The organism is Alphaproteobacteria bacterium (assembly GCA_005883305.1).
Classification (GTDB): Bacteria; Pseudomonadota; Alphaproteobacteria; order Sphingomonadales; family Sphingomonadaceae; genus Allosphingosinicella.
In genome coordinates this window covers 1,742,473-1,757,501 of record VBAC01000001.1, presented here as the reverse complement: position 1 = coordinate 1,757,501, position 15,029 = coordinate 1,742,473, and the positions used below count along the sequence as shown (strand labels likewise).

The 15,029-nt window shown below is 64.8% G+C and carries 11 protein-coding genes; all 11 read left to right on the top strand.

The window, feature by feature from the left end:
- Positions 1-19 precede the first annotated feature (19 nt).
- The 11 genes from E6G92_08845 (at position 20) to E6G92_08795 (ending at position 15,024) form a co-directional block, all read left to right on the top strand.
- Entirely contained in the window at positions 20-265 is a 246-nt protein-coding gene (locus E6G92_08845) for an exodeoxyribonuclease VII small subunit (GenBank protein ID TMJ19856.1), read from the top strand.
- On the top strand, positions 262-1,146 hold the full coding sequence (locus E6G92_08840) for a polyprenyl synthetase family protein (protein ID TMJ19855.1): 885 nt from the start codon (positions 262-264) through the stop codon (positions 1,144-1,146). The genes E6G92_08845 and E6G92_08840 overlap by 4 nt, the downstream gene beginning before the upstream one ends.
- Before the next feature lie 19 nt (positions 1,147-1,165).
- Positions 1,166-1,678, top strand: coding sequence for a pantetheine-phosphate adenylyltransferase (gene coaD, locus E6G92_08835; protein ID TMJ19854.1), 513 nt, complete (start codon positions 1,166-1,168; stop codon positions 1,676-1,678).
- Between the two features lie 102 nt (positions 1,679-1,780).
- A complete protein-coding gene (locus E6G92_08830) occupies positions 1,781-2,551 on the top strand; it encodes a peptidylprolyl isomerase (GenBank protein TMJ19853.1) in 771 nt (256 codons plus the stop codon).
- 169 nt (positions 2,552-2,720) lie between these two features.
- A complete protein-coding gene (locus E6G92_08825) occupies positions 2,721-2,945 on the top strand; it encodes a hypothetical protein (protein TMJ19852.1) in 225 nt (74 codons plus the stop codon).
- A gap of 54 nt (positions 2,946-2,999) precedes the next feature.
- Positions 3,000-7,223: an RHS repeat-associated core domain-containing protein gene (locus E6G92_08820; protein ID TMJ19851.1), complete on the top strand. Its 4,224-nt coding sequence runs from the start codon at positions 3,000-3,002 to the stop codon at positions 7,221-7,223.
- Between the two features lie 579 nt (positions 7,224-7,802).
- Entirely contained in the window at positions 7,803-8,672 is an 870-nt protein-coding gene (locus E6G92_08815) for an RHS repeat-associated core domain-containing protein (GenBank protein TMJ20768.1), read from the top strand.
- Positions 8,669-8,941 carry a hypothetical protein gene (locus tag E6G92_08810; GenBank protein ID TMJ19850.1) on the top strand — a complete coding sequence of 91 codons (273 nt, stop codon included), beginning with the start codon at positions 8,669-8,671 and terminating at the stop codon, positions 8,939-8,941. The genes E6G92_08815 and E6G92_08810 overlap by 4 nt, the downstream gene beginning before the upstream one ends.
- A gap of 1,266 nt (positions 8,942-10,207) precedes the next feature.
- On the top strand, positions 10,208-10,432 hold the full coding sequence (locus tag E6G92_08805; GenBank protein ID TMJ19849.1) for a hypothetical protein: 225 nt from the start codon (positions 10,208-10,210) through the stop codon (positions 10,430-10,432).
- A 69-nt stretch (positions 10,433-10,501) separates the two neighbouring features.
- Entirely contained in the window at positions 10,502-12,454 is a 1,953-nt protein-coding gene (locus tag E6G92_08800) for a hypothetical protein (GenBank protein TMJ19848.1), read from the top strand.
- Positions 12,451-15,024, top strand: a complete 2,574-nt coding sequence (locus E6G92_08795; GenBank protein ID TMJ19847.1) for an RHS repeat-associated core domain-containing protein — start codon at positions 12,451-12,453, stop codon at positions 15,022-15,024. The genes E6G92_08800 and E6G92_08795 overlap by 4 nt, the downstream gene beginning before the upstream one ends.
- Positions 15,025-15,029 lie beyond the last annotated feature (5 nt).

The following is a 15,029-nucleotide window of genomic DNA, read 5'->3' as shown; positions in this document are numbered from 1 at the left end:
CGGCTCATTGCACTTCGCCATGGCTCAGGAAGACGAAGTCGCCCAGCTTTCGTTCGAGGCGGCGCTGAAGCGGCTCGAGGAGATCGTGCGCAAGCTCGAAAGCGGCGAGGCGCCGCTCGACGAGGCGATCGATCTCTACAGCGAAGGCGACCGGCTGAAGCAGCAATGCGAGGCCCGGCTCGCGGCGGCGCAGGCGCGGATCGAGAAAATCCAGTTCGGGCCGGGCGGCGCTCCGGAAGGCACCGCCCCCTTCGACGGCGAATGAGCCTCAAGTCAGCGCTCGAAACGGTCGGGGCCGAGATCGACGCGGCCTTCGACCGCCTGCTGGTCATACCGGAAGATGGACGCGGCCGGCTCTACGAGGCCATGCGCTACGCGGCGATCGGCGGGGGCAAGAGAATTAGGCCGATGCTGGTCCTCGCCGCGTGCGACATATTCGCGGTAGATCGCGAGCGGGCGATGCGCGTCGCGCTCTCGGTGGAGTGCATCCACGTCTACTCGCTGATTCACGACGATCTGCCGAGCATGGACGACGACGATTTGAGGCGCGGCAAGCCCACCCTGCATCGCGCGTTCGAGGAATCCACCGCGATCCTCGCCGGCGATTCGCTCCACGCGCTGGCGTTCGAGATACTCGCCGACGAGGCGACTCACGAGGATCCGTTCGTCCGCGCGGAGCTGGTCGCCGAGCTTGCCCGGGCGGCGGGGCCGGCGGGCATGGCCGGCGGGCAGATGATGGACCTGATGGCGTCGGAGGCCGCGCTCGACCTCGCCGCCGTGACCCGGCTTCAGCAGCTCAAGACCGGCGCGCTGATCGGCTGGTGCGTCGAAGCGGGGGCGATCATGGGGCGGGTGCCGCCCGAGGGCCGCACCGGCCTGCGCGGCTATGCCCGCGACGTCGGCCTCGCCTTCCAGATCGTCGACGATCTGATCGACCATGAAGGACAAGAGGAGAAGGCCGGAAAGCGCGTCGGCAAGGATCTGGCCGCGGGCAAGCAGACCTTCGTCTCCCTGCTTGGGTCGGAGCGCGCGCGGCGCCAGGCCGATCTGTTGCTGAACCAGGCGATCGAGCATCTCCAGGGATTCGGCGAGGAGGCGGCGCTGCTCCGGGCCGTGGCGCGCTTTGCGGTGGAGCGCGATCATTGATCGCTCTATGGGGGAGGTCATGAGGACAGGCGTCTATCCCGGCACGTTCGATCCGATCACGCTCGGCCACATGGATATCATCCGCCGCGCGGCGCACCTCGTCGACCGGCTGGTGATCGGAGTGACCACCAATCCCTCCAAGTCGCCGATGTTCTCGGTCGAGGAGCGGCTGGCGACGGTCGGGCGCGAAGTCGCGGGCATTCGCGACGGCGCGGAAATCCGGGTCGTCGGCTTCGATTCGCTGCTGATGGACTTCGCGGTGCGCGAAAATGCCTCGATGATCATCCGCGGCCTGCGCGCCGTCGCCGATTTCGAATATGAGTTTCAGATGGCGGGGATGAACCAGCAGATCAACGACGAGATCGAGACGGTCTTCCTGATGGCGGGCGTGTCGCTGCAGCCGATCGCGTCCAAGCTGGTCAAGGAGATCGCGCGCTACGGCGGCGAGATTTCCCGCTTCGTCACGCCGGCGGTCGCCGCCGAGGTGCGGGCGCGGGTGGAGCGGGACGGGGGCGCCGCGGGCGCCGGTTAAGGCGCCAGTCATGGGGCGGGAGCGAAAGGCGCGATCGGCGCTTGAGGCCGCGGCGAAGCGGCTCTAGACACTTGCCGTTCAGCGAAAAATCGAGGGTTTCACATGCCGCGTCTGCCGTCCCTGTTCCTTGCCCTCGCCGGCCTGTTCTGGAGCGCGCTCGCCGCGGCTCAGAACGCGCCGCAGACCGTTCCGACCGAAGCCCAGGTGCCGCCGCCTCCGCCGCCGCTCGAGGCGGAGAACAGCTGGGTGCTCGATCTTTCGACCGGCGGCCGGGTCGTGATCCAGCTGAGGCCCGACGTCGCTCCGCACCATGTCGAGCGGATCAAGACCCTGACCCGCCAGGGCTTCTACAACGGCCTCACCTTCTTCCGAGTGATCGAAGGCTTCATGGCCCAGGGCGGAGACCCGGAGAATAGCGGCGTCGGCGGCTCGCCGCTGCCCAATCTCGAGGCGGAGATCAACGGCCTGCCGCACACCCGCGGAGCGATCGGCATGGCCCGCGCGCAGGAGCTGAACAGCGCCAACAGCCAGTTCTACATCATGTTCATGCCCAGGCTCCAGATGGACCGCCAGTATACCGTGCTCGGGCGCGTGGTTTCGGGCATGAACTTCGTCGACGCCATCGAGCGCGGCGAGCCGCCCGCGGCGCCGAGCCGGATCGTCCGCGCCTCCATCGGCTCCGACAACGTCCCGCCGATGACCGCCGAGCAGCTGCGCGCGGAAGCGGAGCGGATGGCCGCGGCAGCGCCCCGCGTCGCGGCCGCCAGCCAGACCGCCGGCCCCGCCGAGCCGCCGCCCGCGGCCGGCCCGCACCCGCTCGAGCCGGTGCGCTCGCCCAACGCGCCGCCGCGCCCGCGCCGGCCGCAGCGTTAGGCTTCATCCCCAGGCGACACCAGCAACAGTCGATGCGGCTACCGTGATCCCGCTACGGTAGTTGTACGCGGCAATTTGCCTGGCGATTAAGGACGAATTCCGCTTTCCACCGCCCTCCTTTGGTGATCTATTCGTGCCGCGGCTCGAGGAGCCGCATAAAGGGGGCATCATGCGAAGCAGAGACAAAGTCCTGCTCGGCCTGGCGGTCGCTGCGACCGCCGCCGCGGCGGTCGCTTCGGAGACGATCAGCTACACCTACGACGCGCGCGGCCGGCTGGTGAAGGTCGAGCGCAGCGGGAGCGTGAACAACAACGTCTCGGCCAGCTACGCATACGACAAGGCCGACAACCGCACCAACGTCAACGTCGTCTCGCCCAACTCGCCGCCGCCCTGATCCGGCCCGCCGCTCGCGCGTCGGATCGCACTTGGCAGGTTAAAGGGGGGCATCATGGGCTGCAGGAATTTACGGACGCGCGCGCTCGGCGCCGTCCTGCTGGGGACGACCGGGCTGACGGCGCCGGCGCTGGCGCAGACCGGCGAGCCCGCGCATCGCGCCCTGGACGCCAACGGAGTCGACCTGATCAGCGGCACCTATCCCTTCGTGCTGACCGAAGGAACGATCGGCTCCGGCCCCGGGGCGATCACCATCGAGCGCCACGGCACCGATCCGGGCGGCGTCGGCAACTGGCAGAACATGTGGGCCCACCAATCGATCTCGGGGGGGACGACGACCGTGGTCGTTGTCCTCGGGGACCGTTCGGAGACGTTCACCAGCACGGGCTCGGGCTTCACCCCCGCCCAGGCCAACGGCGCGACTCTGAGCGGAGGGGGCGGAAGCGCGTTCGTCTACACCGCCCCCGACGGCAGGGCGATCACCTTCGGCGCTCCGGCCGACGATCAATATGGCGCCTCCAACCTGTGCGCCCATACCAACGCCAATCAGAGCTCCTGCTGTGCGACCGCGCTCGGCATGGCTCAGCCGGACGGCATGACGGTGACGTTCGGCTGGACCGTGCACGCCAATTGCTCCTCGACGTTCAATTCGGACGGCAGCCTCGACTGCACCTACGCCTGGCGGCTCGACACGGTCGAGAACAGCTTCGGCTACTCCGTCGACTTCGCCTACGTGACGGATTTCGCCTCGCTTCACCAGAATCCGTCCCCCGACTGGTACAAGCGCAGCGGCGAGACGCTGAGCAACGGGACCACCACGCGCACGGTGAGCAACACGTTCGTCTCCTCGACCGTGACCGACATGACCGACGCCGACGGCCGCGTGTGGCGGGTCACCAACGGCACCAACTCGCTCGGCATCCGGCGCCCGGGCTCGTCGTCGGACGATATCACCGTCTCCTTCTCCGGATTCGCGGTGACCCAAATCGTGCGCGACGGCATCACCACGAACTATTCGCGCAGCGTCAGCGGCAACAATGCGACGACGACGATCACCGACGCGGCCAGCCAGGTGACCACAATCGTCGCCGACACCGCGATCGGCCAGATCACATCGGTGACCGATCCGCTGAGCCACACGACCAGCTACACCTATGACGGCAACGGGCGGCTGACGCGCATTACCCAGCCGGAGGGCAATTACACTAATTACACCCGCGACAGCCGCGGCAACGTCACCGAGGTGCGCCAGGTCGCGAAACCGAGCACCGGCCTCCCCGACGTCGTGACCAGCGCAACCTACATATCGAGCTGCATCGACTCGTCCTGCAACAGCCCGCTGACCACCACCGACGAGCGCGGGAACGTCACCGACTATGCGTACGACGGCACCCATGGCGGCGTGCTGACGGTCACCGGCCCGGCGCCGGGGGGCACGGGGACTCGGCCGCAGACGCGCTATTCCTACACGCCGGCCGACGGCGGATATCTGCTCACCGGAATCTCGGCCTGCGCCACCGGAAGCACCGCTTCCCCGACCTGCGTCGACACCGCGGACGAGATTCGCACCGTGATCGGCTATGACGACCAGGGCAATGCGACATCGGTCACCCGAAGGGACGGCGCCGGAACGCTCATCGCGACCAGCACGATGACCTACGACGATTTCGGCAACCTGCTCACCGTGGATGGGCCGATCTCCGGCACGGCGGACACCACGCGCTACCGCTACAATAGCGCCCGGCAGGTGATCGGCGAGATCGGCCCCGATCCGGACGGCGGCGGCGCGCTGCATCACAGGGCGATCCGGGTGACCTACGGTGCCGACGGCCAGGCGACCAAGGTCGAACGCGGCACGGTCGACAGCCAGTCGGATGCCGACTGGGCCTTGTTCAGCCCGCTTCAGGAGATGCAGGCCGAATATGACGCGCACCATCGCCTCGTCGTCCATCGGCTGGTTTCGGGAAGCACGACCTATTCCCTGACCCAGACCAGCTACGACAGCCTGGGCCGCGCCAATTGCGTGGCTCAGCGGATGAACCCCAGCGAGTTCGCCACCTCGTCGCTGCCGTCGGACGCCTGCACGCTCGACACGACCGGAAGCTACGGCCCCGACCGGATCGTCAGGACGAGCTTCGACAATGCCGGCCGGCCGAACCTGGTCCAGACCGGCTACGGCGTCAGCGGCGTGCAGGCCGACGAGGTGGCGACGACGTACACCGCCAACGGCCAGATCGAGAGGGTCACCGACGCCGAGGCCAACCGCACGACCTACGCCTATGACGGGCTCGACCGCCTGACGCGGACCTCCATGCCCTCCCCGACGACCGACAATACGAGCTCGACGTCGGATTACGAGGAGCTGACCTACGTTACCGCGGCGAGCGGCACGCGCTCCACTTCGCTGGTCGCGAGCCGGCGGCTGAGGGACAATAGCAGCGTCGCCTACAGCTACGACGCGCTCGGCCGGCTGACCGCCACGAACGTACCGAACACCGCCTATGCGGAATATGATTCCACTTACGATCACGACCTGCTCGGCCGCCTGACCGCCTCGTCGCACGTCGGCGCCCATTCCGTGAGCTTCACCTATGACGCGCTCGGGCGGAGGGTGGGGGAGACGAGCTACTTCGGCACCAAGACGATGCAATACGACCTCGCCGGCCGCCTGACCCGGCTCACCTGGCCGGACAGCTTCCAGGTCGGCTATTATTACAACGAGACCGACCTGACCGAAATCCGCGAAAGCCCGTCGGGCGCGAACCTGACCCTGGCGAGCTATACCTACGACGATCTCGGCCGGCGCACCTCGCTGACCAGAGGCAACAATGCCGTGACGAATTACACCTACGACGCGGTGGGACGGACGACCCAGATCTTCCACGACCTGGCCAGCACGGCGAGCGACCTGACGCTGGACCTCGGCTTCAACCCGGCCGGCCAGATCGCCAGCACCACGCGCAGCAACGACAGCTACGCCTGGGGCGGCCATTACGCGTTCAACCGAAGCTACATTACCGACGGCCTCAACCAGTACAGCCACAGCGGGCCGGCCGACCTTTCCTACGATGGCCGCGGCAATCTGTCGCAGTCCTCCGTGACGGGCCTGCCGACGTTGAACTTTACCTATACGTCGCAAAATCGCCTGTCGGCGGGGCCGTCCTCTTCCCTGATCGTCTACGATCCGTTCGGACGGTTCCTCCAGGTCTATCACGCCGATTCCGGCGGCGGGCATTACCAGCGCTTCGATTCCCTCGGCGGCACCCTGATCTCGGAGCTGGACACCAGCAACGTCATCACCCGCCGCTACGTCCCCGGCCCCGGCATGGACGAGCCGGTGGTCTGGTACGAGGGCTCGGGGACGAGCACGCGGCGCTATTACCATGCCGACGAGCGCGGCTCGATCGTCGCCGTCAGCGACGCCGGCGGCAATGCCTATGCCATCAACAGCTACGACGAATATGGCATACCGGGGGCGAGCAATTCAGGGCGGTTCCAATATACCGGCCAACTCTGGATGCCCGAGCTCGGCATGTATCACTACCGCGCCCGCTTGTACTCGCCGACGCTGGGGCGGTTCATGCAAACCGATCCGATCGGGTTCGGGGGCGGGATGAACATCTATGGCTATGCGAGGAACGATGCGATCAATTTGACCGACCCACTTGGTCTCGATCCGCCGGCGCCATCGCCCACAGCCGATGACGATGATACTATCACGGTCAACGGGAGGCGCCGCCCGAAGCGGACAAATGGGTGCGAACCCGGCGAGGTCCGGTTAGGCGGCTATTGCATTTCTGGGTTCGATCTGAGGAACATAACTTTAACTGACACGACGATGACGTTAATATCGCTTACTAATCCGAATCAATTGATTCCAGGCTGCAGCGCGAACGGAAGTGTAATTACCTGCCAGGTTAGAGAACCGGACAGTCCGCCTACAAACTACTGCGATAGTGCCTCGTACAAAATTGGCCGAATGTTGGATGACCTTGGTAGATTTGGTCAAAGGGCAGCAATCCTTGCTGCAGTAGTCGGTTTTACTATGGATGGCCCGGGAAGCGCCATGCCGGCATTAGCCGCTTATAGCATAGCGGGTGACGTGCGAATGGTGGGAACTTTGTTGGAATGGTATGGCGGCGCGCCCTTCCCGGCCTATGATATGGGCACCACGATTGCCAGCCGCGGACTTGGAGCGGACCTGGTTTTGCAAACCATCGCTGATATCGCGGGGGGCGCCGTCGGCAGCGTAACTCTTCGACCGGATTCCTGCCCATGAGCTTTCTCAAAGGACATTCTCTGGCAGTTGTTTATTTTGCGCTCTTGTTCGGCTTGATAAACGCCCTGTTTGACCAGAATCGCGTTGGATTCTTCAGCGCCGCCGCTCTGTTTGCGATATCCGCGGTCGCGGCATTTCTGAGCTTACGAAAATTGTCGCCGACAGGGCCTGCGCGCGTCTTTTGCATAACGGTAACCTGCTTATGTGGAATTTCAGGAATGCTTGGCCTTGTTGCGGGGCTCACTCATTCCTGACGACGAGCGATGTCCAGAACCCCTGCGGCAAACGATTGGCGAGCGGCAGCAGCTCGACGACGCCTGCGATCCGCTCGGCCGTCTTTCGCAGTCGTCCGTGACGGGCCTGCCGACGTTGAACTTTACCTATACGTCGCAAAATCGCCTGTCGGCGGGGCCGTCCTCTTCCCTGATCGTCTACGATCCGTTCGGGCGGTTCCTCCAGCTCTATTACGCCGATTCCGGCGGCGGGCATTACCAGCGCTTCGATTCCCTCGGCGGCACCCTGATCTCGGAGCTGGACACCAGCAACGTCATCACCCGCCGCTACGTCCCCGGCCCCGGCATGGACGAGCCGGTGGTCTGGTACGACGGCTCGGGGACGAGCACGCGGCGCTATTACCATGCCGACGAGCGCGGCTCGATCGTCGCCGTCAGCGACGCCGGCGGCAATGCCTATGCCATCAACAGCTACGACGAATATGGCATCCCCGCGGCGGGCAATTCAGGGCGGTTCCAATATACCGGGCAGCTCTGGATGCCCGACCTCGGGGTCTATTATTACAAGGCCCGGCTCTACTCGCCATACCTCGGGCGGTTCATGCAGACCGATCCGATCGGGTTCGAAGCAGGAATGAATATCTATGGGTACACGCAAAATGACCCGATAAATTTCGTGGACTCCACAGGACTTGAGCAGACTTGTTATACATTAACCTATATTGTTGGCAGGGAGGAATATTCCGACGGTGGAGGAGCGAATTTCTTCCGGGTGCAAAGAATTTGCTGGAATATTACGACCGTCGCAGACGTCGCCCATGCGCTGGGTAACATGCTAGATCGGTTTGCCGAAACCAACCTGCGTCCGCCAGAGCCTCGAAGAGAAACTGAGACGGAAGAGCAATGTCAAAACCGGGTTGTGGGGGGGATAGGCCGAGCAGCCGCTGGCAGTTCTTTGCTGGGCGCCGGAGCCCGACTGCTTCCCTATACACGTGGCACGCCCGGCGGTGCTGGGACTTCGCTCATCTCGACACTCGCTAGATCCGTCTTTGGTCCCAATCTTCGAATGGGGAGCACTCGAATTTTTGGGACCAATAGCGTGGGGGGGGCAGTCGGAAGGGGGGGCTCTATCGCATCCGTATACGCAGGATCTGCGATTCTGGGCTATGCCGTAGGAGAACAAATTGGAGCAAGGCAGATATGTCGGAGCCGATGAGCGATGAACTGAAATCAGTGCTGAAATGGGCTCGGTATTTTTCTGGTAAAACTTCAATAATGCCAAACATGTTGGTTTCACAAGATTTGGGCATCTATGGACAAGATTTCATCGATTTTGTCGAGCGACTTGAAGTAGAATTTTGCGTATCGCTCGAGGCGATTTGTCCCAGAGATAGTAATGAAGGATTTGACACATCTCTTGCAAACCTGGCTGGTCTCATCCGATTTGCAACTCCAGGAGCAATACTTGACGACAAGTCGGGGTGACGGCGTCACTTAGGCTGCACTCTGGCTCGCCCGGTGCGGCGGCTGCCGTGGTATCCTACGCCAAGCAGTGCTATTTGGGATGGTGAGGATCAAAGGAATGAATAAACGAGAATCTATAACAGAATTATTTGCCGTTGTCTTCTGCGGCACAATAATTTTCGATTTACTGCTGTCCTACACAATGCCCGGAATAAGAGCTTGGTCCGCGGCGGTATCGGCGTTCCTCTCGATGTCTTTATATTTCTGCTGGCTTTCCTTCAGAAGGAAATTTCGCGGCCGCGATCCGCAGTCTGCAATTCCGGGCAATTCCAAGGACGCAATGCCTCCCTCAGGTGACGCAAACCGCGCGCCGGACTCCCATTGACCGACCACGAATTCCGCGGCGGCAGCGGCGACCGCCGACGCGGCTAATTTTGCCGGGGGGCTTCGACCCGGCTCCTTTGCCACGACTGCGTCTGGGACGCCCATGACCGGGCAGCAGGCCCAAGCTCTTCTAGCGCTTCCCCCGCGCGCAACTGTTCCGGATGCTTATTATCCGGTATCCGTCGATGTCCTGCATCCAGTCGAGGGCCCAAATCCGGTTACGCCAGCAAACGGTCAGCCTGGGGGCGGCGTCGAATATGAGTTCCCTGAGGGTACCCCGCCGGGAAGCGTGGGTCCTCCCGTACCCATTCCTCCGTGTTAGGGCACCGGAAATGAAATGCGAAATAACCCCGATATATGGCAACGGGTGGACAAACGGTTTCCATACGATAGAGACGCCATCGCCATTTTGCCTAGTTAATTTCAAAAGCGAAAGTACGGAAATAGTCAACGGAAATATTGAGTCTGATGATCTTGACTTGAATGGCGCAAAGTTCCAAGCGTCATTGCGAGCACTTGGAGGAAGCACGTATAATTGCCAGATAAACATTAATTCATATAAGGAAGAACACACCAAAGACGGTAAACTGCACGGCTATTGCTACATAAAGGTGTCCTAGTCATTTCCTGAATTTACCTTACGGGTCGTGCTTAGGAGCGCCTCGAGCCCCAGCTGAGAACCAGGGACTGGCGCGTTACCATATTGCGCATTGATCACGGCGCCCGCACCCAGGCTCGGCGCGCTCCCGGAGCTCGCTCTGAACAGATGAATACCGTGATTCCCACTACGGCAGTTGTACGCGGTATCATGCCTGAGCGATTAAGGACGAATTCCGCTTTCCACCGCCCTCCTTTGGTGATCTATTCGTGCCGCTGCTCGAGGAGCCGCATAAAGGGGGCATCATGCGAAGCAGAGACAAAGTCCTGCTCGGCTTGGCGACAGCGGCGATCGCCGCCGCGGCGGTCGCTTCGGAGACGATCAGCTATACCTACGACGCGCGCGGCCGGCTGGTGAAGGTCGAGCGCAGCGGCACGGTCAACAACAACGTCTCGGCCAGCTACGCCTACGACAAGGCCGACAACCGCACCAACGTCAACGTCGTCTCGCCCAATGCGCCGCCGCCCTAGGCGCGAATCGCATCGGGTAGCGCGACTGGCGACCGTTCGGGGGCAAGAATGATCAGGTCCGCATTGCATATGGCAGCGTCAGGTCTCGCGCTCGCCTTTCTGTTCCTTGCCGCGCCCGCGCGCGCGCAATGCTGCGTCGAGCCGCAGCATGAAGTTCCGGAAGGCGGCGGCGAATCGACCGCGTTCACGGCCTCGCCCCCCGCCGAGCGGTTGCTCGTCAGCCCGACCGGCGTCGACCTGCGCACCGGCCGATACGATTTCTCGCAGACCGACCTGTCGATCGGCGAGGCCAGCGAGGGAGGCGGCCTCGCCTTGACCCGCAGCCTTGGCAACGACGCCATCGGCCATATCAATCCCTTCGGCAATTTCTCGCACAATCTGGACATCTTTCTGGACATGCGGCTGATCGAACATCTCAGCCAGGGCGGCGGGAGCGGCACGCAAATCCGGGTCCATTTCGGCGGCCGCTCCCAAACCTTCGAGGAGATCCACGGAACGACCGCCTTCGTCCAGACGTCGCGCAGCGGCTTCGCCACGCTGACGGCTTCGGGCAGCGTCTTTACCTTCACCTCGAACGACGGGACCATCGCCGTATTTCGAAGCACCTCCGGCGAATGCTCGACGATCTTGGGCTGCGCCTTCGTCTCCACGATCACTTATGCGGACGGCACCCGCCTCACCTTCGATTACGATGCCGCCACCACGGCCGGAACGGCGCATTTGCGCTCGGTCACCAGCAACCGCGGCTATGCGCTTAAGCTCAACTACGGCAGCGGCGCGGATTCGAACTTCGTGACCTCCGCCTGCCTCATCAATCTGGCGATCGCTCCGGCGCCCGCTCCCGGGACATGCCCGGCGGGTTCGCCGAGCGCCAGCTATGCCTATGCGACGTTCGGAACCGAGCGGCGCCTCGCCGCTGCGACGGACGCGGGCGGCGCGATATGGGGCTATGCCTATTCGGCCCTTACCAACGGCTTCACCATGGCCTTCACGCGGCCCGGCGAAGCCGCGCCATGGCTGACGAACACGGTGCTGGTCCGGCCATCGATGGACACGCCTCCGACCGAAGTGATCGTTCACCAGAGCTTCGCCGACAACTCGGCTTATGACTTCAGCTACGATCTCTCGCCGCTCGTCGACGGCGAGATCCAGCAGATCGCGGGCGGGCAATATGTCGACCCGGCCGGACATATGGTGAGTGCCGAATATGGCTTCTACCCGACGCCGGGACCCTATGCGCAAACTCCGGACGCGGTCGTCTGGCAGATCACCCCCGGGCCGACCAAGGTCACCGACGCTCTGGGGCGGGTCACGAACTACGATTATTGCGAACGGAGCGCGATGGCGAACCTGCCGTCCTATATCCACAACCGCTGCCTGGTGATGCCGGTGCCGGTGTCCTTCACGGAGCCGGACGGCCGGGAAACGATCCTCGAGTGGGATTTCGCCATGCGCCTGTTGGGACGAAGCACGCGGCATCCGCTGGCCGGCTCGGTGGGCCTTGCGCCGATCGTCACGTCCGCGACCTACAATTGCTCGCCGGCGACGATGGCGATCTGCGCGAGGCCGGTCACCGCCACCGACGCCCGCGGCAACACCACGGAATATGTCTACAGCGCGACTCATGGCGGCCTCCTCAGCGTGACGGGGCCGGAGCCGACCGCCGGCGCGCCGCGGCCGCAGACTCGCCACGAATATGCCCAGCGCTACGCCTGGATCGCGAACGGCACCGGCGGCTACGTGCAGGCCGCGACGCCGATCTGGGTCCGCACCGCCACCAGCGCCTGCCGGACGAGCGCCGCAACCGGCGCGCCCTGCGCCGCCGGCCCGCTCGACGAGGTGCGCACGGTCTACGATTACGGGCCAGACAGCGGCCCCAACAATCTGCTGCTGCGCGGCCAGGCGGTAACCGCGGAGGTCGAGGGCAGCCTCGTCACCCATCGCACCTGCTACGGCTACGACGCGCGCGGCCGGCGGATCAGCGAGACGCAGCCCAACGCCAATTCGGCGAGCTGCCCGTGAGCGCGCCCCGCCTGATCGCGGCGCTGGCCGCCATGCTCCTCCCCGCCGCCGCCTGGGGGCAGGCGGCGCCATCGCCCTTCACCAACGCCCAGCGCTACGACGCGATGGGCCGTGTCACCGGCACGATCGCCGCCGACCCGGACGGGGCCGGCACGCTCCACCATGCCGCCGTGCGCAACCTCTATGACGGCGCGGGCCGGCTGATCCGGGTCGAGACCGGCGAGCTCGCGAGCTGGCAGAGCGAGGCGGTGACGCCGGCGAGCTGGAGCGGCTTCACCGTCTTCCGCACGCTCGAGACCAGCTACGACGCGATGGGCCGCAAGACCCGCGAGCAGCTGCGCGAAGGCGCGGCCGGGGCGGTGCGGACGCTCACCCAGTACAGCTACGACGTCATGGGCCGGCTCGAATGCACGGCGGTGCGGATGAACCCGGCCGCGTTCGCCGCGCCGCCCGCCTCCGCCTGCACGCCCGGCCCGGCGGGCCCCGACGGCCCCGACCGGATCAGCCGCGCCGTCTACGACGCCGCCGGGCAGCGGCTGCAGTTGCGCGAAGGCGTCGGCACCGCCGACGAGGGCGCCGAAGCGACCTGGGACTATAACCTTAACGGCCAGGTCACGACGGTGATCGACGGCAACGGCAACCGGGCCGAGCTGCGCTACGACGGCTACGGGCGGCAGGACCGCTGGACCTTCCCCTCGGCGATCCGCGCGCCCGCGTTCGACGACGCCACGCCGGCCAGCGCGCTGGCGAGCGCCGGAAGCGTCAACGCCGCGGATTACGAGGCCTATGGCTACGACCCGAACGGCAACCGAACCAGCTTACGCAAGCGCGACGAATCGAGCCTCACCTACCATTATGATGCGCTCAATCGGATGACGCTGAAGGTCGCGCGCGCGGGGCTGACCGCAGCCCAGACCCGCGACGTCCATTATGCCTACGATCTCGCCGGCCATCAGATTGCGGCGCGGTTCGACAGCCTGGCGGGGCCGGGGATCGCCAACAGCTATGACGGCTTCGGCCGGCTGGCTTCGACCACCGACGACACGAACGGCACGGCGCGCACGCTCGCCTACCGCTACGACCCGAACGGCGGCCGCACCCGGATCACTCACCCGGACGGCGCCTGGTTCTCCTACGAGCGCGACGGGCTCGGCCGCCCGTTCTACCTCGCCTCGCCGGACGACAGCGCGCGCTATTACAGCTCGTACCGCCCCGACGGCCTGCCCGCGGGGCAGAGCCGCGGCGATGGCGCCTCGACCTGGACGTCGCGCGACGGCGTCGGGCGGCTGAACGGCCTCGGCCATTATTACGGCGCGGGCGGGGCCGCCGACGTGCTCTGGCTCTACGTCCACAATGCCGCCGGCCAGATCCGCTCGGCCAATCGCGACAACGACCTCTACGCCTGGACCGGCCATTATGCGGTGGCCCGGCCCTACGCCACCGACGGGCTCAACCGATATACGGCCGCGGGCGGCGCGAGCTTCGGCTACGACGCCAACGGCAATTTGAGCTCGGACGGGGGGGGGACCTACGTCTACGATGTCGAGAACCGGCTGGTCGGGGCCTCGAACGGCGCGACATTGAGCTACGACCCGCTTGGGCGCCTGTCGCAGGTGACGAGCGGCGCGGGGACCCGGCGGTTCCTCTACGACGGCGACGCCTTGGTCGCCGAATATGACGGCACGGGCGCGATGGCCGCCCGCTACGTCCACTGGGAGGGCGCCGACGTTCCGGTGTTCGGCTATGACGGCGCGACGCTCACCATCCCGCGCTACTTCCACCCCGACCACCAGGGCTCGATCGTCGCCATCTCGAACGCCGCGGGCGCGATCCAGATCAACCGCTACGACGAATACGGCATCCCCGCCGCCAGCAATGCCGGCCGGTTCCAGTATACCGGCCAGATCTGGCTCGCCGAGCTCGGCCTCTATTACTACAAGGCCAGGGTCTACTCGCCGACGCTCGGCCGCTTCCTGCAGACCGATCCGATCGGGTATGAGGGAGGCATCAATCTCTATGGATATGTGGAGAATGATCCGATCGACAGAGCAGACCCTTCCGGAAAAGACTGGCGGGATCGTCTGAATCAGGTGATGGGTGCCGGTGAAATTCTCTTGGGAATCGTCGTTGGCGGCGGCGGCGGCGGCGCTGCTGGAGCGGCGACCGTTGCCTCGGACGGGATAGCCGCTCCGCTGACAATTCCCGCGGCGGAGGCCGCGGTGAATCTCGGCGGAGTCCTTATCGTCGATGGAGCGCGCCGCCTTGTCGGCGAGCCGCCGCAAGGAACTGTATTGGAGAGTCGGGGGCGCAATCATCTAGGGCCGGACCCGAACGCTACCGGAGCCCACTCCACGTTTAGACGAGGACCGGATGGAAGAATCACCAATACCGCGACCTATCGGCCGAATCCCCGTAATCCGTCCGGCTTTCAGGAAACCCGGAGGGTTGACGTTCAAGGCAGGGCGCATCGCAATTCGGACGGTAGCACCGTGCCCACGCCGCATGTACACGAACCAAACGCGCCGGTTCGGCCCGCTCGACCGGACGAGCTCCCACGACAACCAAGGTAGGCATT